The sequence below is a fragment of the Aeromicrobium sp. Root495 genome, assembly GCF_001426755.1.
Lineage (GTDB): Bacteria > Actinomycetota > Actinomycetes > Propionibacteriales > Nocardioidaceae > Aeromicrobium.
Genome location: NZ_LMFJ01000001.1, coordinates 445,366 through 464,728 on the forward strand (window position 1 = coordinate 445,366; position 19,363 = coordinate 464,728).

The 19,363-nt window shown below is 72.1% G+C and carries 18 protein-coding genes; 12 read left to right on the forward strand and 6 right to left on the reverse strand.

Features of this window, described 5'->3' with window-relative positions:
* Positions 1-124: 124 nt before the first annotated feature.
* Genes ASD11_RS02425 through ASD11_RS02435 form a run of 3 tightly spaced genes read right to left on the reverse strand, consistent with a single transcriptional unit; the run spans position 125 to position 2,421 of the window.
* Positions 125-874 carry an ABC transporter ATP-binding protein gene (locus ASD11_RS02425; RefSeq protein ID WP_056282793.1) on the reverse strand — a complete coding sequence of 250 codons (750 nt, stop codon included), beginning with the start codon at positions 872-874 and terminating at the stop codon, positions 125-127.
* Complete coding sequence (locus ASD11_RS02430; protein ID WP_056282796.1) at positions 858-1,715, reverse strand: ABC transporter permease; 858 nt, start codon at positions 1,713-1,715, stop codon at positions 858-860. The genes ASD11_RS02425 and ASD11_RS02430 overlap by 17 nt, the downstream gene beginning before the upstream one ends.
* 40 nt (positions 1,716-1,755) lie before the next feature.
* Positions 1,756-2,421: a TIGR03089 family protein gene (locus tag ASD11_RS02435; protein WP_056282800.1), complete on the reverse strand. Its 666-nt coding sequence runs from the start codon at positions 2,419-2,421 to the stop codon at positions 1,756-1,758.
* 118 nt (positions 2,422-2,539) lie between these two features.
* Between ASD11_RS02435 and ASD11_RS02440 the strand changes: the two genes are divergently transcribed.
* Genes ASD11_RS02440 through ASD11_RS02450 form a run of 3 tightly spaced genes read left to right on the forward strand, consistent with a single transcriptional unit; the run spans position 2,540 to position 7,079 of the window.
* Positions 2,540-2,794 (forward strand): WhiB family transcriptional regulator, encoded by a 255-nt coding sequence (locus tag ASD11_RS02440; protein ID WP_056282804.1) that lies wholly within the window; start codon positions 2,540-2,542, stop codon positions 2,792-2,794.
* A 59-nt stretch (positions 2,795-2,853) separates the two neighbouring features.
* On the forward strand, positions 2,854-5,655 hold the full coding sequence (locus ASD11_RS02445) for a glycosyltransferase (RefSeq protein ID WP_056282806.1): 2,802 nt from the start codon (positions 2,854-2,856) through the stop codon (positions 5,653-5,655).
* Positions 5,652-7,079 (forward strand): DUF5719 family protein, encoded by a 1,428-nt coding sequence (locus ASD11_RS02450; RefSeq protein ID WP_056282809.1) that lies wholly within the window; start codon positions 5,652-5,654, stop codon positions 7,077-7,079. Before ASD11_RS02445 ends, ASD11_RS02450 begins: the two co-directional genes overlap by 4 nt.
* Before the next feature lie 37 nt (positions 7,080-7,116).
* On the opposite strand, the gene ASD11_RS02455 is transcribed toward ASD11_RS02450, so the two are convergent.
* Positions 7,117-7,614: a metallopeptidase family protein gene (locus ASD11_RS02455; RefSeq protein WP_156464549.1), complete on the reverse strand. Its 498-nt coding sequence runs from the start codon at positions 7,612-7,614 to the stop codon at positions 7,117-7,119.
* A gap of 48 nt (positions 7,615-7,662) precedes the next feature.
* Between ASD11_RS02455 and ASD11_RS02460 the strand changes: the two genes are divergently transcribed.
* Both ASD11_RS02460 and ASD11_RS02465 read left to right on the forward strand, forming a co-directional pair.
* Positions 7,663-8,001, forward strand: a complete 339-nt coding sequence (locus ASD11_RS02460; RefSeq protein WP_056282814.1) for a DUF3499 domain-containing protein — start codon at positions 7,663-7,665, stop codon at positions 7,999-8,001.
* Positions 8,001-9,356 carry a phosphomannomutase/phosphoglucomutase gene (locus ASD11_RS02465; RefSeq protein ID WP_056282817.1) on the forward strand — a complete coding sequence of 452 codons (1,356 nt, stop codon included), beginning with the start codon at positions 8,001-8,003 and terminating at the stop codon, positions 9,354-9,356. The genes ASD11_RS02460 and ASD11_RS02465 overlap by 1 nt, the downstream gene beginning before the upstream one ends.
* A 15-nt stretch (positions 9,357-9,371) precedes the next feature.
* Here the strand turns inward: ASD11_RS02465 and trhA are convergent, their stop codons facing one another.
* Entirely contained in the window at positions 9,372-10,073 is a 702-nt protein-coding gene (trhA, locus tag ASD11_RS02470; protein ID WP_056282820.1) for a PAQR family membrane homeostasis protein TrhA, read from the reverse strand.
* Positions 10,074-10,090: 17 nt separating this feature from the next.
* Here trhA and uppS point away from each other — a divergent pair, with 17 nt between their 5' ends.
* From uppS to ASD11_RS02505, 7 genes are all read left to right on the forward strand, one after another.
* Positions 10,091-10,852, forward strand: coding sequence for a polyprenyl diphosphate synthase (gene uppS / locus ASD11_RS02475; RefSeq protein ID WP_056282823.1), 762 nt, complete (start codon positions 10,091-10,093; stop codon positions 10,850-10,852).
* A 180-nt stretch (positions 10,853-11,032) separates the two neighbouring features.
* On the forward strand, positions 11,033-12,346 hold the full coding sequence (locus tag ASD11_RS02480) for a PhoH family protein (RefSeq protein ID WP_442854178.1): 1,314 nt from the start codon (positions 11,033-11,035) through the stop codon (positions 12,344-12,346).
* Between the two features lie 53 nt (positions 12,347-12,399).
* On the forward strand, positions 12,400-13,635 hold the full coding sequence (locus ASD11_RS02485) for an extracellular solute-binding protein (RefSeq protein ID WP_156464550.1): 1,236 nt from the start codon (positions 12,400-12,402) through the stop codon (positions 13,633-13,635).
* Positions 13,632-14,486, forward strand: coding sequence for a carbohydrate ABC transporter permease (locus ASD11_RS17985; RefSeq protein ID WP_056282831.1), 855 nt, complete (start codon positions 13,632-13,634; stop codon positions 14,484-14,486). Before ASD11_RS02485 ends, ASD11_RS17985 begins: the two co-directional genes overlap by 4 nt.
* On the forward strand, positions 14,483-15,451 hold the full coding sequence (locus tag ASD11_RS02495) for a carbohydrate ABC transporter permease (RefSeq protein WP_056282833.1): 969 nt from the start codon (positions 14,483-14,485) through the stop codon (positions 15,449-15,451). The genes ASD11_RS17985 and ASD11_RS02495 overlap by 4 nt, the downstream gene beginning before the upstream one ends.
* Complete coding sequence (locus ASD11_RS02500; RefSeq protein ID WP_056282836.1) at positions 15,448-16,608, forward strand: ABC transporter ATP-binding protein; 1,161 nt, start codon at positions 15,448-15,450, stop codon at positions 16,606-16,608. The genes ASD11_RS02495 and ASD11_RS02500 overlap by 4 nt, the downstream gene beginning before the upstream one ends.
* Positions 16,605-17,939, forward strand: a complete 1,335-nt coding sequence (locus ASD11_RS02505) for a DUF2079 domain-containing protein (protein WP_056282837.1) — start codon at positions 16,605-16,607, stop codon at positions 17,937-17,939. Before ASD11_RS02500 ends, ASD11_RS02505 begins: the two co-directional genes overlap by 4 nt.
* Positions 17,940-17,946: 7 nt before the next feature.
* Here ASD11_RS02505 and ASD11_RS02510 read toward each other — a convergent pair whose 3' ends face one another.
* A complete protein-coding gene (locus tag ASD11_RS02510) occupies positions 17,947-19,338 on the reverse strand; it encodes a class II fumarate hydratase (RefSeq protein WP_056282840.1) in 1,392 nt (463 codons plus the stop codon).
* Positions 19,339-19,363: the final 25 nt, after the last annotated feature.

Here is a 19,363-nt window from a genome sequence, read left to right on the forward strand (position 1 = left end):
GTGCTGGAGGTGCTGGGTCCGCTCGGCGTCCCGATGGTCGGGGAGCTGGGCTTCGGGCACGCGCCGGGCGCGCCCACGATCCCGTTCGGGAGCGGCACCCTCGTCTCGGGGGAGGCCGCCGGGCTCAGGTGCTCTTGGCGTACTCGGGAAGGACCTCGTCGGGCGTCCCGTCCATCATGAGCGTGCCCTTGTTGATCCAGATGACGCGGTTGCACGTGTCCTGGATGGAGCGCATCGAGTGGCTCACGAGGAAGATGGTGCCGGCGTTGTCGCGGATGTCGCGGATGCGCGCCTCGCTGCGGTCGCGGAAGCCCTTGTCGCCCACGGCGAGCGCCTCGTCGACGATGAGGATCTCGTGGTCCTTGGCCGTGGCGATGGCGAACTTGAGGCGCGCGGTCATGCCCGAGGAGTACGTGCGCATGGGCATCTCGATGAAGTCGCGGATGCCGGAGAAGTCGACGATCTCGTCGTACTTGGCCTGGATCTCCTCCATGGAGAGGCCGAGGGCCAGACCGCCGAGGATGACGTTGCGCTCCCCGGAGAGGTCCTTGATGAGGGCTGCGCCCACGCCGAGCATGCTGGGTCGCGAGGCCGCGTAGATGCTCCCGCGCGAGGCGGGCGTGAGGCCCACGATGGCCCGCATGAGCGTGGACTTGCCGGAGCCGTTGGAGCCGATCACGCCGATGCTGTCGTTCTCGTAGGCCTTGAACGAGACGCCCTTGAGCGCGTGCACGGTGCGGGTGGAGCGGGTGCGCTGCATGAGCCGTCGGCCGGAGTCGGCCGCGCCGGGCTTCTTGCCCGTGGCCAGGACCTTGTACTCGACGTGCACGTCGTCGGCGACGACGACGGGACGACGCTCAGTCGGTGCGTCCATAGCGCTCCTCCGCAGCCCAGAAGAATCGTGCACCGAGGGCCAGGACGACGATCGCCCAGACGGTGCTGTAGATGAAGAACTTGGGCTCGACCTCGTACTGGGGCCCGCCCAGGAAGATCGTGCGGCCCAGCGTCAGGAACTCGTGGAGCGGCTGGAACGCCACGATCTCGAGCGCCGTGGGGTGGTCCCGGAACCGCTCCTCGAAGGAGAAGAACACACCGGTGCTGTAGAAGATGAAGCGCGAGATGAAGGGCAGCAGCTGCGTCATGTCGCGGAAGTGCACGGTGAGCCGAGCCGTGATGAGTGTGACGCCGGTGTTGAAGATCGTGAAGGTGACGGTGACCGGGATGATCAGCAGCCACTCCCACGTGGGCCGGTTGCCCCAGGCCACGGCCACGAGGAGCATCACGCCGACCGTGGGGATGAACATGAGCAGGCGCTGGGTCACGAGCGCCAGCGGGAGGGCCATGCGCGGGAAGCTCAGGCTCTGCACGAGGGCGGCGTTGGAGGTGATGGACTTGGCGCCCATCGTGAGGCACGTCGAGAAGTACTCGATCATGAGCGCGCCGATGACGAGGAACGGCACGAAGTCGTCGACGCCCTTGTGGGTGCTGAGGATGAGTCCGAAGATGAGCCCGTAGACGCCCGCGTTGAGCAGCGGCTTGAGAATGACCCAGGCCATGCCCAGCCGATTGCGCCCGTTCTCGGCCTCGACGCGGAAGCGCGCCAGGGCATAGATGAACTCGCGCCGCTCCCACACCTGGCGCAGGTAGCTCCCGAAGGGTGGGCGGCCACCGACCTTGTGCAGGCCAGCGCGCGACGCCTCGTCGGCCAGAGTCATGCGGGGGTCCTGTCCTCTCGTGCTCCGCAGAGTCTACGCATCACGGACGGATGCCCCGCTCCTGGGCCGCGACACGATCCAGGGTGTCGGCACCCGCGTTCACGACCAGCACGAGCGAGCCGTCGCCGCGCAGCGCGCTCACGAGCCGGCGGGCGTCGTCCTGCAGGTCGGCGGCCTCGACCACGAGTCGGCGGGGATCGGGCTCGCATGCCTCGAGCCACTGCCCGTGCGTCCACGCGGAGCCGTCCAGCTCGAGGGCCGCGGTGTCCGGTCGCGGTGGGTCCAGGGGCACGAAGACGTCGCCGTGCGACGGGACCTCGGCGCCGACGTCGAGGAACCCGGCGGGCGGCTCGGCGAAGCGTGCACCCAGCGGGCGCAGGGACGCGGCGAGCCGCACGGGCTCGTCGGCCTCGAGCTCCGGTCCGGACACCCCGACGTGCGCGCCGTGGTCGGTGACGACGGCGCCCACGGCCCAGGCGGAGAGGAGCCACACGGGCCGCAGCCAGTGGGTGGGCAGGCCGATGCGGACACGGGTCCCCGGCTCGGCGTCTAGCTCGTCGACGAGGAAGTTGGCCGTCTTGGCCACCCAGTTGGCCGTGGTGACCCCGCTCAGCTCCACGCGCTCGCCCGTCGCGTCGTCGTAGAAGGTCACGAGCGGCCCGGCGGGGGAGGACCGGCGCGGGAGCAGGTCGGCGAGAGTCGTCACGCGTCCATCGTGCCAGGGGTCGGTGATCGGGGGTAATTCGGCGCGACACGCCGAGGATCGGCAACATCTTTGGCATTCGGCTTGACGTGGGCTAGTCACCCAGCGTGTAATTACGGCCATGTCATTCGATCTGGATCTGCCCGTGGAGCAGGACGAGGAGCTCCTGTGGCAGGAGCGTGCCTTGTGCGCCCAGACGGACCCCGAGGCGTTCTTCCCCGAGAAGGGCGGCTCCACGCGCGAGGCCAAGCGGGTCTGCCTCACGTGCGACGTCCGGACGGAGTGCCTGGAGTACGCCCTGGGCCACGATGAACGCTTCGGAATCTGGGGCGGTCTCTCCGAGCGGGAGCGTCGCAAGCTCAAGAAGCGCGCCTAGGCCCGAGCGGCCCGGCCCGTCCGAGCCGCCGCCTTGCTCCTTCCGCTAGCGTGGCAGGAATGGACGAGGAGGAGCAGCTAGAGCACCCCTGGCTGCCCTCGCGACCCACCGTCGGCGCCGTTCTCGTGGCCCACCAGGGCGGCCGCTGGCTGCCCCAGGTCCTGGCCTCGCTCGCCGACATGGAGTACGCGCCCACCGCCTGGCGCGTGGTCGACGTCGGCTCCACCGACCGTGGCGCCGACCTGCTGCGCGACTCCTTCGGAGCCGACCGCATGATCTACGCCGGGTCGGGCACGGGCTTCGGGGAGGCCGTCCGCCTCGGGGTGGAGGCGCTGCCTCCCACCGACTGGATCTGGCTCCTGCACGACGACGCCGCCGTGCAGTCCGGGACCCTGGCCGGTCTGCTCGACGAGGCCACCACGGCCGACGACATCGCGGTGGTCGGTCCCAAGGTGCGCGAGTGGCCCTCCCTCAAGCGGCTGCTCGAGGTGGGCCTCACCATCACCAGCACCGGCGCCCGGGAGACCGGGCTCGAGACGGGTGAGCCCGACGCGGGCCAGCACGACTGGGCGCGAGACGTCCTGGCCGTGAACTCCGCCGGCATGCTCGTGCGGCGCAAGGTCTGGGAGGAGCTCGGCGGGTTCGACCCCGAGCTCCCGCTCTTCTTCGACGACATCGACTTCGGCTGGCGCGTGGCCCGGGCGGGCTACCGCACCCGTACCGCGCCCCGGGGCATCATCTTCCACGCCGAGGCGAGCCGCCGGCGGGTCCGTCCGCACGCCGTCGGCGACCCCAAGCCGTGGGAGGCCAGGCACGCGGCCCTCCACACCATCTTGACCAACACCACGGGCGCGCGAGCCGGATGGCAGTCGGTGCGACTCTTCCTGGGCGCCATGCTGCGCGTGCTGGGGTTCCTCGTGGCCAAGGACCCGGAGTCCGCGGGCGACGAGCTGCAGGCGGTGCGAGCGGTCTACGGTCACCCGCGTCGGATCCGGGCGGCCCGCCGCCGCAAGGCCGAGCAGGCCCGGCGGGGCCACCGCGAGGTCCGCCACCTGCTCGCCCCGTTCTGGCTGCCGTACCGGCACGCCCTCGACGCCGTGCTCGACGTGGGGGTCGCGCTCGTGCGGCCCGAGACCTCGGAGACCGTGGGCCGCCGCTCCACGGCTCCCGTGCTCGGCAACCAGGACCCCGACGACGACGACCTCGAGGACGGCCCGTCGCTGCTGCGTCGGCGGCCGTGGCTCGTCACGGTCCTCCTGCTCGTGGTGGCCTCGTTCGTGGCGGGCCGCGGACTCTTCGGCGGTCTCGACGGCGCGTCGCTGCTCGGTGGAGCGCTCCCGGCGTCGCCCGACACCGCCGGCGGCTGGTGGCAGCTCATGGTCGAGCGCAGCCACGACGTCGGGCTGGGCGCCTCCGGGTTCGCCCCCACGTTCGCCGGGCTCCTGGCCGTGGTCGCCACGCCCGTCTGGTTCGGTCCGGGCCTGGTCGTGTCGGCCCTGATGCTCTTCAGCGTCCCGCTCGCCGGCCTCACCGCGCACCGCCTGGGGCGGATCCTCACGCCGCACCGCCCCACCCGCATCGTGTGGGCCGCGGGCTACGCCCTGGCCGTCGTCGCGACGGGCGCGGTGGCCCAGGGGCGCATCGGCACCGTGGTGGCCCTCATCGTGCTCCCGGTCGTGGTCAACACGGCCCTCCAGCTCGCCGAGCGACCGCGCTGGCAGGTGGCCCTGCGGCTCGGCATCTGGTGGGCGGTCGCCACCGCCTTCGCGCCCGTCGTGCTCCCCATCGGTCTCGTGGGGCTCCTGGTCCTGGCGGTGGCCCGCCGGGTGTCGTGGCGCGACGTCGGCATCACCCTCGTCGTGACCCTCCTGCTGCTCGGCCCCTGGACGTGGCAGCGCGCCGCCGTGCCGTGGCGCTGGTGGTGGGAGGCGGGGTACGCCCTGTCGGGACAAGCCACGGTGCGCGACGTCCTGCTAGGACGCGCCGGCGGGCCGGGCGCAGCTCCGGAGTGGCTCGGGGCCACGCTGCTGGTGCTGGCCGTGCTGGCGCTGGTGCCTCAGGCCTCGCGCCCCGCTGTCCTGCGGTCCTGGCTCGTCGCCGTCGTCGGCCTGGCCTTCGCGGTCCTCGGCGTCACCACCACCTCCACGCTGCCCGGGGGCGGACAGCTCGTCCCCTGGGTCGGTGTGCCCGTCGTGGTGTGGGTGGCGGGTCTGGGCACCGCGGTGCTCCTCGCGGCCCGCGAGCTCGTGGGTGCCCCGCGCAGGCTGCTCGTCCCCGTGACGGTCCTGGCCCTCGTCCTCCCGCTCGGCACCGCTGCCTGGTGGTTGGGGCGTGGGGTCGAGGACCCGCTCCAGCGCGCCCGGCCCGACGTCGTGCCGGTCTTCCTCACGGCCCGCCCGGGCGACGTCCTGGTCCTGCGGGGGACGATCGCCGACGGCGTGAGCGCACGCGTGGTGCACGGCGCCGGCCCGTACCTCGGGCAGGAGGCGCTCGACCTGCCGCGGGGCCGCTCCCGCGACGTGCAGGACGTCGTGGAGAGCCTGCTCACCCGACCCGACGCCGACGACGTCAAGACCTTGGCGTCGGTGGGCATCGACTCCGTCTACGCGCCCGACGTCGACCCCGACCTCGAGGGCCGGGTGGACGCCGCGCCGCTCCTCGAGCGGGCCGGCAGCGACAGCGAGACCTCACGGGTCTGGACGCTCGCCGTCCCGGCGAGCCAGGAGGAGCCCGAGGCAGCACGCTGGCGCTGGATCAGCTCCGTCGTGCTGGCCGTCCTCTGGGTCGCCGCGCTCGTCCTGACGGCCCCGGTCAGGCGCCGTCGCGTCGAGCCCACGTTCGGTGAGGAGGTGGACGCATGAGTCGCATCGAGAGCGGTGGGCGCGCCGGCCGCGGGACCCGTGTCCCGCGCTGGCTGCTGGCGCTCCCGGTCCTGGTCACGGCCGCCATCGCAGCGGCGGGCCTGGTCGTGGGCCCCGCCGAGCCGTCGTCCACCCCGGCCCGCGAGGTGCGGCTCGACCGCGGCTCGTACGCATGCCCCGGCGGCCTGTCCACGACGGCCGGCCAGCTGTCTCCCGGCGACGAGGCCACCGCCCGCTCGTTGCCCCTCGTGACGTCGGACTCGGTCGACGCGCCCGACGCGAGGTCGGTCGACGCACTGGCAGATCCCCGGACCTGGCGCTCGGCCACCACGCCCGAGGGCTCCACGGTGGTCTCCCAGTCGGGCCGAGGGACCGGAGCCGTGGGGTTCGTGTCGGGACGGCTCGCCAAGGACGACGGCGGAGGGCTGGTCGTCGCGGGGTGTCCCTCGGTGGCCGACGACGCCTGGTTCACCGGGCTGGGCTCGGGCTCCAAGCACCAGTCCACCCTGCTCCTCACCAACACCGCCGACACCCCGGCCGCCGTCGACGTCGAGCTGTGGAACACCCAGGGGGTCGTCGACGCGATCGACAACGACGGCATCGTCGTCCCGGCCGGGGCCTCCCGTCGCGTCCGCCTGGCCGACCTCGCGGCCGGCGAGCGCCAGCTCGCGGTCCACGTGGTCCGGTTGCGCGGGGCACTCACCGTGTCGGCTCTCGACACCTCCACCGCCGTCTTCCAGGGCTCGGAGATCTCCACCGGCAGCGTCGACCCGGCGCGGACGCAGTGGGTCCCCGGCGTCGTCGCAGGGGAGAAGGGTCGCACCCTCGTCCTCGTCAACCCGGGCGACACCACGGCCCGGGTCAGCGTGACGGCGTTCGGCGCCAAGGGGCGCTTCGTGCCCGAGGGGCTGTCCGACCTCAAGGTCCGTGCCGGGCGGCTGCGTCAGGTCGTCCTGCCCCGCACCGTCGGCTCGGGCGCCGTGGCGCTGAGGCTCACGTCGGACGAGCCCGTGGCCGCATCGGTGCGCCTCGAGCCCGACACCGACGACTTCGCCCGGGCCGAGTCCGCCCCGGTGCTCGACGGCACAGCGGCCGTGCCGCTCGGCCTCGACGAGACCAAGGGCGTCCCCGACCTCATCCTCAGCGGCGTGGGCCGGCGCTCGGCCACCGTGCGCCTCGTGTCCTACGACGCCGCCATGAAGAAGGTCGACGAGGCCACCGTCACGGTGGAGGCCGGCCGGACCGACGTCCTCGACCTGGCCGACGAGCTGACCACGAAGGGCGCCGCCGTCGTGCTCGTGCGCGGCGCCGGCGACGTCGTGGGGGCGGCCACCTACGCCAGCGGCTCACGCATCGCGTCGGTCCCGCTGGTTGCCACGCCCGTCACCGCCCTCGGCCCGCGGGTCCGCGTCGTCGGTCCCTAGCCAGGGTCCTGCGTCGACCCGCGGCCCCGGCGTGCCGTCAGCGCGGGTCGAGGTCGTCGGGGGAGACGTGCCAGACCTCGGCCAGGCGGTCGAGGACGACGCGCCACACGAGGTCCTCCAGGTCGAGCGGGCCGACGCTGCGACCCACGATCGGCAGCCGGTAGAGGACGATGCGGGCCGAATCCTGCGTCCCGGCCTCGGCCGACGCGGGCGGGCGCGCGACGGAGCTCAGGGGGACGTCGTCGGTCCACTCCGGTGGCAGCAGCGGTACGTCCTCCACCACCACGTCGACCTCGTCGGGCTCGGCGGCGAAGTGCTTCTCGAGCGCCTCCAGGACGGCGGCCACGAGGTGGTCGAACGAGTCCCGCGGGGAGCGGTGGGCCGGCACCGAGCGCGGCGACAAGGGGCCGGGCAGGGCGAAGGGGCCGCGGGGTCCGCGTCCTCGGCGGCGGCGCATCCGGCCGGGTCGGGGTCCGCTGATGACGCCCTCGACGGGGAAGGACCCGCCGGAGGGCGCAGGTGTACCGGACGTCATGCGGTGAGCCTATAGGCCGGCGTCGGTCCGGGCGGCTACGCTCGCGGCGTGGTTGCAGTTCGTCGATGCACGCGCTCAGCGTGCTCCCAGCAGGCCGTCGCGACGTTGACGTACGTCTACGCCGACTCCACGGCCGTGCTCGGCCCGCTGGCCACCTCGGCCGAGCCCCACACGTACGACCTGTGCGCCGACCACTCCCAGCGTCTCTCGGCCCCGCGCGGGTGGACCGTCCTGCGCCTCGCGCCGGACCCCACCACCATCGAGCCGAGCCACGACGACCTGCTCGCCCTCGCCGACGCCGTCCGCGAGGCGGGCCGGGTGCCCGAGCCCCGTCCCGACGGCCCGCCCCTTCGTCTCGTCCGCTCCACCGAGGGAGAAAACCCCTGATGCACCCCCGTCTCGCGCCCATCGTGAAGGCCTACGACACCCGAGGAACCGTCCCCGAGCAGCTCGACCCCACGATCGCGAGAGCACTCGGCGAGGCGTTCGCCGACGAGACGGGGATCAGCGACGGCCGTGGCAAGGCCGTCGTGGGCCACGACATGCGCGTCTCCTCCCCGCAGATCTCGGCCGCCGTCATCGACGGCATCCGGGCGCGCGGCGCCGACGTCGTGAGCGTCGGCCTCGCGTCCACGGACCTGCTCTACTGCGCCTCCGGCGCCCTCGACCTGCCCGGCATCATGGTCACCGCGAGCCACAACCCCGGCCCCGACAACGGCCTCAAGATGTGCCGCGCGGGCGCGCGCCCCATCGGACTCGACACCGGGCTGGGAGCCATGGCCGAGGCAGCCGGCCCGCTCCTGGACCGCACCGAGCTGCCCGAGGTCACGGGGAGCCTCGAGGAGCTCGACTTCCTCCAGACCTACGCCGACACCCTGCTCGGCCTCGCGCCCGTCTCGGGCCGACGCCTCAAGGTCGTCGTCGACGCCGGCAACGGCATGGCCGGCCACACCGTGCCGGGTGTGTTCTCCCAGCTCGACGTCGAGCTCGTCCCGCTCTACCTCGAGCTCGACGGCACCTTCCCGAACCACGACGCCAACCCGCTCGACTACTCCACCCTGGTCGACCTCCAGGCCGCGATCCTGGAGACCGGCGCCGACATCGGCCTGGCCTTCGACGGCGACGCCGACCGCTGCTTCGTCGTCGACGAGAAGGGCGCCGTCGTGGCGCCCTCGGCCATCACCGGTCTCATCGCCACGCGTGCCCTGGCCGTCGAGCCGGGCGCCACGGTCCTGCACAACGTCATCTGCTCGCGCGCCGTCCCCGAGATCATCGCGGAGCACGGCGGCGTCCCGGTCCGCACGCCCGTCGGCCACTCCCTCATCAAGGCCGAGATGGCCCGCACGGGCGCGGTCTTCGGTGGCGAGCACTCCGGCCACTTCTACTTCCGCGAGTTCTACCTGGCCGACTCCGGCATGCTCGCCGCGCTGCACGTCCTTGCCGCCCTGGCCGAGGGCGACCGCACGGTGAGCGAGCTCATGGCCGAGTTCACGCGCTACACCGCCTCGGGCGAGATCAACAGCACCGTCGCCGACCAGCAGGGCGTCGTCGAGGCCATCGCCCAGCAGTACGCCGACGCCGAGCAGGACCGCATGGACGGCCTCACCGTCACCACCCCGGACTGGTGGTTCAACGTGCGGGCCTCCAACACCGAGCCGCTCCTGCGCCTCAACGTCGAGGGCGCCGACGAGCCCACCATGTCCCGCGTCCGCGACGAGGTCCTGGCCCTCATCCGCGGCTAGGCCGGGACGGTCCGGCTACCTGACCTCGTAGGCCAGCATGCTCAGACCCACGTAGTGCACGATGAACGCCGCGATCGTGAGCGTGTGGAAGACCTCGTGGAAGCCGTACCAACGGGGCCACGGGTTGGGACGCTTGAAGCCGTAGGCCAGCGCGCCCAGGGTGTACAGGCCGCCGCCCACCACCATGCAGACGAGGACGGCCGTGGAGGCCTGGTCGGAGAACTCGCCCCAGTAGAGGACCGCGGCCCAGCCGAGCATCACGTAGAGCGGGACGTACAGCCAGCGCGGTGCACCCACCCAGAAGATGCGAAAGCCGACGCCCAGCAGCGCACCGCCCCACACGAGGCCCAGCATGATGGCCGCGTGCGCGGGCTCCAGGATGAGCAGCGAGAACGGTGTGTAGGAGCCTGCGATGAGCAGGAAGATGTTGGCGTGGTCGATGCGCTTCCAGATCATCCGAGCCTCGTCGGACCACGTGCGCGTGTGGTACAGGGCGCTGCAGCCGAACAGCAGGAGCGCGGAGACCATGAAGACCGCGACGCCGGCCCGCACGATGGTGCGGTCGGCGATGACCATCATCACGAGGAACGACACGAAGGCCAGCGGAGCGGTGGCGGCGTGGAGCCAGCCTCGCAGCTTGGGCTTGATCTCGTCGAGGGTCCGGGGAAGCCGGTCACTGACCTCGCGCAGGACGCCCTCGGGCTCGGTCTTGGTCATGTGATGAGATTAGCGGCATGGGGCTCAGCGACCTGGCGTACGGCGCATATGAGCGTCGTCTCCTGAAGAACCTCGACACCGACCGTCTGCCGCGTCACGTCGGCGCGATCGTCGACGGCAACCGACGCTGGGCCAAGGACGCGCGCAAGGACCTGGAGCAGGGCTATCTCGCCGGCGCCGCCAAGGTCGACGAGTTCCTCGACTGGTGCCACGACCTCGGCGTCGGCACCGTGACCTTCTGGGTGCTCTCCACCGACAACCTGCAGCGTCCCGACGCCGAGCTCGTCAGCATCCTGGCCGCCGTCGAGGGTCTCGTCGAGCGTCTCGCCGCCGACGGCCGCTGGCGCGTCCGCCTGCTGGGCAGCCTCGACCTCCTGCCGGTCGACTCCCGCTCTCGCCTCGTCGAGAGGGCAGGTCGCTCGCCGGAGAACGGCGAGATGCAGGTCAACGTCTGTGTCGGCTACGGAGGACGCCAGGAGCTCACCGACGCCATGCGGTCGCTGCTCCTCGACGAGGCCGCCAAGGGCCGCTCCCTCGAGGACGTGGCGCACACGCTCGAGGTCGACCACATCGCCGAGCACCTCTACACCAAGGGCCAGCCCGACCCCGACCTCGTGATCCGCACGTCGGGGGAGCAGCGGCTCTCGGGGTTCCTGCTGTGGCAGAGCGTCCACAGCGAGTTCTACTTCTCCGACGTCCTGTGGCCGGCCTTCCGCCGCGTCGACCTCCTGCGCGCCATGCGTTCCTACGCGAGCCGCGAGCGCCGCTTCGGCGCCTGACCCGGCGTCCACCGTTCACGCAGCCGTTACAGACGCGCTCCCGCGTGTCGCCGCCGGGACGCCATCTCGCGGACGTACGTTGCGAAGGTGTTGACGCTCGCCCCTGAGATCAGCCGCCCCACTCGCACCGACGATTGAGGGCCGGCGCAGGAGGCGCGCGGGCTCATCGAGGAGACAGCCGTGACTTCACGTGAGAGCGCCCCCCAGGCCCGCACCTACGTCCTCGACACCAGCGTCCTGCTGGCGGACCCGGCGAGCGTCACCCGGTTCCACGAGCACGAGGTGGTGATCCCCGTGGTGGTCATCACCGAGCTCGAGAACAAGCGCGACCACCCCGAGCTGGGCTACTTCGCCCGCACCGCGCTGCGCTTCCTCGACGACCTCCGGGTCCAGCACGGCATGCTCGACCGCCCGCTGCCCATCGGCACCGAGGGCGGCACGATCCGCGTCGAGCTCAACCACACGAGCCCCGACGCGCTGCCGTCCGGGTTCCGCCTGGGCGACAACGACACGCGCATCCTGTCCGTGGCCAAGAACCTCGCCGACGAGGGCCTCGACGTCACGATCGTCTCCAAGGACCTGCCCATGCGGGTCAAGGCCTCGTCGGTCGGCCTGGCCGCCGAGGAGTACCGCGCCGAGCTCGCCCTCGAGTCGGGCTGGACCGGCATGACCGAGCTCGAGGTCGACAGCCTCGACCTCGACGACCTCTACGACCAGGGCACGATCGACCTCGACGCAGCCCGCGACCTCCCGTGCCACACGGGCCTCGTCCTGCTCTCGGACAAGGGCAGCGGCCTGGGCCGGGTCACCGCGGACAAGCAGGTGCAGCTCATCCGTGGCGACCGCGACGCCTTCGGCATCAAGGGCCGTAGCGCGGAGCAGCGCGTCGCGCTCGACCTCCTGCTCGACCCGGAGATCGGCATCGTGTCCCTCGGCGGGCGCGCCGGAACCGGCAAGTCGGCCATGGCGATCTGCGCCGGACTCGAGGCCGTCATGGAGCGACGCCAGCACAAGAAGGTCGTGGTCTTCCGCCCGCTCTACGCCGTCGGCGGCCAGGACCTCGGCTACCTCCCGGGCAGCTCCGAGGAGAAGATGGGTCCGTGGGCCCAGGCGGTCTTCGACAGCCTGGGGGCCGTCGCCTCGCCGCACGTCGTGGAGGAGATCCTCGACCGGGGCATGCTGGAGGTCCTGCCGCTCACCCACATCCGCGGGCGATCGCTGCACGACTCGTTCGTCATCGTCGACGAGGCCCAGTCGCTCGAGCGCAACGTGCTCCTCACGGTGCTGTCGCGCATCGGCGCCAACTCCAAGGTCGTCCTCACGCACGACGTCGCCCAGCGCGACAACCTGCGGGTGGGACGTCACGACGGCGTCGTCGCGGTGGTCGAGAAGCTCAAGGGCCACCCGCTGTTCGCACACGTCACGCTCACGCGCTCGGAGCGCTCCCCGGTGGCCGCCCTGGTCACGGAGATGCTCGAGGACGTCAGTCTCTGACCGCTTCCCGGCTGCTCCACGAACGAGGCCTGCTGCTGTGGCAGAGTGTCGCCGTGAGCAGCCGGGGAGTGATGCGCGTCATGGCCGCGCTCGTGCTGGTGCTCCTCGCTGCGTGCGGGGGACCGGCGCAGCGCGACCAGGGCATCACCCTGCGCTGGTACGTGGGTCCCGACCGGGTCGATGCCGACTCGCTCGCCGAGACCTGCACGGCCGCCTCCGACGGTGAGTACACCGTCAAGGTGGTGCGACTCCCGGCCGACGTCGACGACCGGCACAGCCTCGTCGTGCGCCGGCTCGCGGCCGAGGACGACGGCATCGACATCCTGAGCGTCGACTCCTCGTTCACCGCCGAGCTCGCCGCGGGCCAGTACCTCGCGCCCGTCCCGGAGGACCTCAAGGCCTCGTTCGCCCAAGACGTCTTCCCGGCCGCCCTCGGTGCGGCGAGCGTCGACGGCTCCCTCGTCGTGGCGCCGTGGTGGTACGACCCGTACCTGCTCTGGTATCGCGGCAACACCGCCGAGCGGGCCGGTCTCGACACCACCAAGCCCATCGTCTGGGACGACCTGCTGGCCGGTGCGGAGCGGCTCGGGGGCACGGTCCAGATCGACGACCCGGACGGCCAGGGCCTGGCGTCGTGGGTCAACGCCCTCGTGGCCGGCGCGGGCGGGACGCTGCTCGACGGCTCGGGGCGCAAGCCCGACCTCGGCCTCGACTCGGCCGCAGGACGCGTGGCCGCCGGGGTCGTGGAGTACTACGCCGAGGTCGGCCTCGGCGAGGGCCCGTCGGAGGACGCCCCCGCCCGGTTCGCCGCCGACCCCAACGGGTTCCTGCTCGCGCCCAGCTCGGTCATCTCCGACCCGGCACTCCGTGACGTGGCCACCGACCTGTCCTGGACCTCGTACCCCGCCGTCAGCAGCACGAGCGTCGCGCCGCTCACCGGCGTCGGCCTCGGCGTCCCGCTCTACGCACGTCACACGAAGCAGTCCTACGACGCCATCGCGTGCCTGCAGTCCGACGAGTCCCTCGCCCGGCTCATGACCAGCGCCGGGCACGCGTCGGCCAAGTCCTCCACCTTCGACTCGCCCACGGTGCGGTCCGGCTACCCCCTCGGACCGGTGGTGGAGGCCGCCGTGACCTCGGGCGTGGCGCTGCCGTCCACGCCCTACTGGCAGCGGGTACGGGTCGCTCTCGACGACACGTGGCTCCCCGTCGACGACGTGAGCAGCACCAGCACGCCCGCCCGGAGCCAGAAGGCCGTGCGCACCCTCGTGGGGGGTGGACTCCGATGAGGCGGCGCCTGGGCCGGGTCCTCGGCTCGTCGTGGCCGTGGGTCGTGCCGGCCGTCGTCCTCCTCCTCCTCACCACGCTGTGGCCGCTCGGTCGCGGCGTGTGGCTCGCCCTCCACCGCTCCTCGCTCTCCACCCCGGCCGACGACACCTTCGTCGGCCTGGACAACCTCACGGGACTCCTCGGCAGCCGGAGCTGGTGGGCCGCGGTGGCCGTCACCCTCGGCCTCGTGGTCGCAGCGGTCCTGCTGCAACTCGTCCTCGCCTCGGCGTTCGCGGCCTCGCTGCGCCGCGTCACGGTCGCCGCCCCCGTGGTCCGCGTCCTGGTGCTGGTGCCGCTCGGACTGCTGGGCATCAGCACCGCCACCGTCTGGCGCGACGCCTTCACCACCGGGTTCGTCCAGCAGTGGTTCGACCTCGGCGGCACGAGCACCGCCTCGGCCGTCCTCTCGGTCCTCGCGAGCGAGGTGTGGCGGGGAACCGGCATCACCACGATCATCCTGCTGGCCGGCCTGCAGCGCGTCTCTCCTCGACTGCTGGAGTCGGCGGTGGTCGACGGTGCGAGCGCCCGCCAACGCCTCACGCGCGTGGTCCTGCCGGCCGTCGCACCCGCCCTGGCGGTGGCCGTCACCTATCGTGCCCTCGACGCCCTCCGCTCCTTCGAGGCCCCGCTGCTCGCGTCGCCCGCCGCCCGTCCGGGCGGGTTCGACTCGGTCACGTCGCTCACGTGGGACACCACGTTCTCCTCCTTCGAGACCGGCCTGGGCGCCGCCATGTCGGTCCTGCTGCTCGTGCTCGCGGCCGTGGTCGCGGCGGTCCTCGTCCTCGGCCTGCGTGTGAGGAGGGTCGTGTGATCCCCACCGTCCGCTCGCGGCTCGTCGCCGCCGCCGCGTCGTTCCTCCTCGGCTTCGCCGTCGCCAACGTCGCGATCCTGCTCGTCACGGGACCCGACCGCTGGCTGCTCGTCGGCGTGGCCGCCGTCCTGATGGTCACCGGGGCCGTCGGCGTGCTCGTGGCCGACACGCCCCGGCGCCTCTCGCTGTGGGCGGTCCTCGGCCTGGAGGTGCTGGCGGTCTTCACGGCCCTCCCGCTGCTCTGGACGTTCACGGTCGCCACGTCGTCGCAGGCTCCCAGCGGGCTGTGGCCCGAGGGCATCTCGTGGTCGGCCTTCGACACCGTCCTGAGCGACGCCACGTACCGCCGCGCCACCGCCACGTCGGTGCTGGTCGGCGTGACGGCGGCCGTGATCGCCATGCTCGTCGCAGTGCCGGCAGGGTTCGTGCTCGTGCGGCGGCCCTTCCGGGGCGGTCGGGTGGTCTACGGCCTCGTGGTGGCCGCCCTCCTCGCCCCCCTCGTGGCGTTCGCGGGCCCCTGGGCCGACCAGCTGCTCGACCTGGGCTGGTTCGACCACCGCTGGTCGCTGCTGCTCCCCATGCTCGGGGTCACCGTCCCGCTCGCCACGTGGTTCGTGGTCACCGTCGCCCGCAACGCCCCGTGGCACCTGCTCGACTCCGTGCGCGCCGACGGCGCCACCCGGGGCCAGCAGCTCCGCACGTTCGCCGTGCCGGCGCTCGGGCCGGGCCTGCTGCTCTCGAGCGTGCTCGTCGTCGTCGTGGCGTGCCACGACGTCGTGCTGGGGGCTGCCCTCAGCGCGAGCGAGGGTGCGCGTCCGCTGCCGGCCACGCTCCTGCTCGCGGCCGACCGCGACGACCACGCCGTCGTGGCCGCGGCCGGACTGCTCTGGCTCCTGCCGGTGCTCGTGATCGCGCTCGTCATGCCGCGTCGAGCCCTGACGCTTCTCGGAAGGACCTACCGATGACCTCGTTGGAGCTGCGGAACCTCACGCGTGTCACCCCGCGCGGCGAGCTGGTGATCGACGACGTGAGCCTCACGGTGCCGTCCGGGAGCACCCTTGCCGTCGTGGGTCCGCCCGGCTCGGGCAAGTCGGGCCTGCTGCGTGTCATCGCGGGACTCGACGCCCCCACGCAGGGCGAGGTGGTGCTCGACGACGTCGTCGTCACCTCGCTCGATGCCCGAGGACGCAGCATCGGCCTGGTCTTCCAGGACTTCGCCCTCCACCCGCACCTCGACGTCCACGACAACCTGGCCTTCGCGGCCCGGCTGCGCAAGAAGGTCGACAAGCTGGCTCTCGCCGAGCGCATCGACGACGTGGCCGACTTGCTCGCCCTCACGAACCAGCTGGACTCCAAGCCCTCCGACCTCACCGACGCCCAGCGTCAGCGCATCGCCGTGGGCAAGGCCCTCGTGCGCGGGGCCGACGTCCAGCTCTTCGACGAGGCGTTCTCGGCCCAGCCCGACCGGGTCAGGCCGCACGTCCGCTCCGTCACGACGCAGTGGCTCGGCGAGTCCGGGACCACCTCCGTCTTCACCACGTCCGACGTCCCCGAGGCCCTCACCTTCGGCGAGCGCGTCGCGGTGATGCACCGCGGCGAGATCCGGCAGGTCGGCTCGGCCCAGGAGATCTACGACCACCCGGCCGACCTCTTCGTGGCCGGATTCCTGGGCACGCCCGCCATGAACCTGCTGCCGGCCCGGCCCGAGGGTCAGCAGCTCGTCACCCCGGTCTTCACGATGCTCCTCGACGGCGAGCTCGAGCGGCTCGTCGGTGATCGGACCGACGTCGTGGTCGGCGTCCGGCCCGAGGACTGGCTCGACGCCACCTCGGCCGAGGGACAGGCCGTGACCGACCGGGTCGAGTTCACCTCGCGCGTCGACGACGTCGAGTGGCGCGGCGGCACGCAGCTGGTCTACGTCGGCTTCGAGATCGAGCCCGAGGTGGAGGCCTGGCTGGAGGAGATCGAGGACCTCATCGAGTTCGACCTTTTCCAGAACTTCTGCGTGGCCGAGCTGTCCGCTGCCGAGCTGCTCAAGGCGGGCCAGTCGGTGCGGCTCGTGGTGCCGCGCGACCGCATCCACGTGTTCGACGCCGAGACCGGCGAGCGCCTCTCGCGGTGAAGGACCGACTCCTGACCTGGCGTCCCGTCTGGCCCGTCCTGCTCTGGGCGGTGGCGTGCTCGGCGGCCTACGCGACGCTGTCGGTCCGCCGGTACGACCGCTTCGAGCTGGCCTCGTACGACAACGCCATCTTCCAGCAGGCGGTCCGCGGGTACGCGGGCCTCGGCTGGCCCATCGTCGACATCAAGGGCCCCGGCTTCAACATCCTGGGCGACCACTTCTCGCCGGTCACCGCGCTGCTCGCGCCGTTCTACCGGATCTGGCCGGTGGCCGAGACGCTGCTCGTGGCCCAGGCGGTGCTGCTCGGACTCTCGATCTACGTCATCTTCGCCCTGGCCGTGCGGCACACCGGGTGGTGGGCCGGCACGGCGCTCGGCGTGGCCTACGGGCTCTCGTTCGGCCTCCAGTCGGCGGTGAAGGCCGACTTCCACGAGGTGGCCTTCGGTGCTCCGCTGCTCGCGCTCGCCGGGGCGGCCTTCGTGGAGCAGCGGTACCGCGCCGTCATCGGCTGGTCCCTCCCGCTGCTGCTGGTCAAGGAGGACCTGGGGCTCACGGTGCTCATGGTCGGCGTCGCGCTGTGGGTCGTGGGGGAGCGGCGCCGCGGCGTGGGCCTGGCGGTGGCGGGGCTCTTGGGCGCCGCCGTCGTGCTGGTCCTGATCATCCCCTCGTTCAACCCCGGTGGCGGCTACGACTACGCCTCGAGCGTGGGCGGGGACCGCGGCGTCCTCGAGACCCTGCTCGACGATCCTGGTCGCAAGGCCCACACGGTGCTGCTGACGCTGGGGGTCACCGGCCTCGCCGCGCTGCTCTCGCCGTGGGTCCTGCTCGTGCTGCCCACCTTCGCGTGGCGGTTCGTGGGTGACAACCCCTACTACTGGGGCACCGACTGGCACTACTCGCTCCTGCTCATGCCCATCGTCTTCGTGGCTGCCGTCGACGCGATGAGGCGCCGCCCCCTCCTGCGCCTCGCCGTCCTGCCTGCTGTCGTCGTCACGGCAACCACCCTCGTCGGGTCCCCGCTCTCGACGTTGCTCGACGGCGACACGTGGAAGGACCCGCCGCGCGCGGCCGCGGCCCGCGAGGTCATCTCGCTCGTCCCCGAGGGTGCGAGCGTGGAGACCGACATCGGCCTCATGACCCACCTCGTGAGCGACCACCGAGTCTACTGGATCGGGAGCGTGGGAGAGGCGAGTCCCGAGTTCGTCCTGCTCGACCAGGACGCCGGCGTCGGATCACCGCCCGACGCCGTGGCGTACGCCGAGGAGGCCCACGGCGGGTCGTGGACGAGCGTCTATGACGAGAACGGCTACCAGCTGGCCCAGCGTCAGTGAGGCTCGCTCAGGGGTGGGTCATGCTCATGACGTCGAGCGCGGAGTCGAGCTGGGCCTCCGTGAGGTCGCCGCGCTCCACGTAGCCCTCCTCCAGCACCACCTCGCGGATGGTCTTGCGCTCCTTGACGGCCTTCTTGGCCACGGCGGCCGCGTTCTCGTACCCGATGTGCCGGTTGAGGGGCGTCACGACCGACGGGCTCGATTCGGCCAGCTCGAGGCAGCGCTCCACGTTGGCGGTGATGCCGTCGATGCAGCGGTCCGCAAGCACCCGGGAGGCGTTGCCGAGGAGCCGGATGGACTCCAGCACGTTGCGAGCGATGACGGGGAGCATGACGTTGAGCTCGAAGTTGCCCGAGGCGCCTGAGTACACGATCGTCGCGTCGTTGCCGATCACCTGCGCGGCCACCTGCAGGGTCGCCTCCGGCAGGACCGGGTTGACCTTGCCGGGCATGATGCTCGAGCCGGGCTGCAGGTCGGGCAGGTTGATCTCGCCCAGACCGGTGCGCGGACCGGAGCCCATCCAGCGCAGGTCGTTGCAGATCTTGATGAGGCTCACCGCCACGGTGCGCAGGGCCCCTGAGAGCTCGACGATGCCGTCGCGGGCGCCCTGGGCCTCGAAGTGGTCGGTGGCCTCGGTGATGGGCAGCCCCGTGTCGGCGGCGAGGATCTCGATGACGCGCTGGGGGAAGCCGGGCGGCGTGTTGATGCCCGTGCCCACGGCGGTGCCGCCGAGCGGGACCTCCGCGGTGGACGCGAGGGCCCGCTCCACCCGGGCGACGCCCTTGCGCACCTGGGCCGCGTAGCCGGCGAACTCCTGGCCGAGCGTCACGGGCGTGGCGTCCATGAGGTGGGTGCGGCCCGACTTCACCACGTGGGAGAACTCGGCGGCCTTCGCCTCCAACGACGTGGCCAGGTGGTCGAGCGAGGGCACTAGCTCGTTGAGGGTGGACGCGGTGGCGGCCACGTGGATCGAGGTGGGGAAGACGTCGTTGCTCGACTGCGAGGCGTTGACGTGGTCGTTGGGGTGCACCTCGCGGCCCAGAGCCTTCGTGGCGAGGGTCGCGATGACCTCGTTGGTGTTCATGTTGCTCGATGTGCCCGAGCCGGTCTGGAAGACGTCGATGGGGAAGTGCGCGTCGTGGGCGCCGGTGGCCACCTCGCGGGCCGCGGTGACGATGGCGTCGGCGAGGTCCTGCTCGAGGATCCCCAGCTCGGCGTTGGCCTGGGCGCAGGCGCCCTTGATCTGGGCGAGGGCGCGGATCTGCGCGGACTCGATGGGCGTGCCGGAGATGGGGAAGTTCTCGACGGCCCGCTGCGTCTGCGCGCGCCACAGGGCGTCGGCGGGGACCTTGACCTCGCCCATGGTGTCGTGCTCGATACGGAAGCCAGATTCAGTCATGGAGCCGACGTTACCTGCGCCCCTC

Coding starts and splice junctions, on each gene's coding strand:
- ASD11_RS02425 (WP_056282793.1), bottom strand. CDS start 874: ATGGACGCACCGACTGAGCGTCGTCCCGTCGTCGTCGCCGACGACGTG.
- ASD11_RS02430 (WP_056282796.1), bottom strand. CDS start 1,715: ATGACTCTGGCCGACGAGGCGTCGCGCGCTGGCCTGCACAAGGTCGGT.
- ASD11_RS02440 (WP_056282804.1), top strand. CDS start 2,540: ATGTCATTCGATCTGGATCTGCCCGTGGAGCAGGACGAGGAGCTCCTG.
- ASD11_RS02445 (WP_056282806.1), top strand. CDS start 2,854: ATGGACGAGGAGGAGCAGCTAGAGCACCCCTGGCTGCCCTCGCGACCC.
- ASD11_RS02450 (WP_056282809.1), top strand. CDS start 5,652: ATGAGTCGCATCGAGAGCGGTGGGCGCGCCGGCCGCGGGACCCGTGTC.
- ASD11_RS02455 (WP_156464549.1), bottom strand. CDS start 7,614: ATGACGTCCGGTACACCTGCGCCCTCCGGCGGGTCCTTCCCCGTCGAG.
- ASD11_RS02465 (WP_056282817.1), top strand. CDS start 8,001: ATGCACCCCCGTCTCGCGCCCATCGTGAAGGCCTACGACACCCGAGGA.
- trhA (WP_056282820.1), bottom strand. CDS start 10,073: ATGACCAAGACCGAGCCCGAGGGCGTCCTGCGCGAGGTCAGTGACCGG.
- uppS (WP_056282823.1), top strand. CDS start 10,091: ATGGGGCTCAGCGACCTGGCGTACGGCGCATATGAGCGTCGTCTCCTG.
- ASD11_RS17985 (WP_056282831.1), top strand. CDS start 13,632: ATGAGGCGGCGCCTGGGCCGGGTCCTCGGCTCGTCGTGGCCGTGGGTC.
- ASD11_RS02500 (WP_056282836.1), top strand. CDS start 15,448: ATGACCTCGTTGGAGCTGCGGAACCTCACGCGTGTCACCCCGCGCGGC.
- ASD11_RS02510 (WP_056282840.1), bottom strand. CDS start 19,338: ATGACTGAATCTGGCTTCCGTATCGAGCACGACACCATGGGCGAGGTC.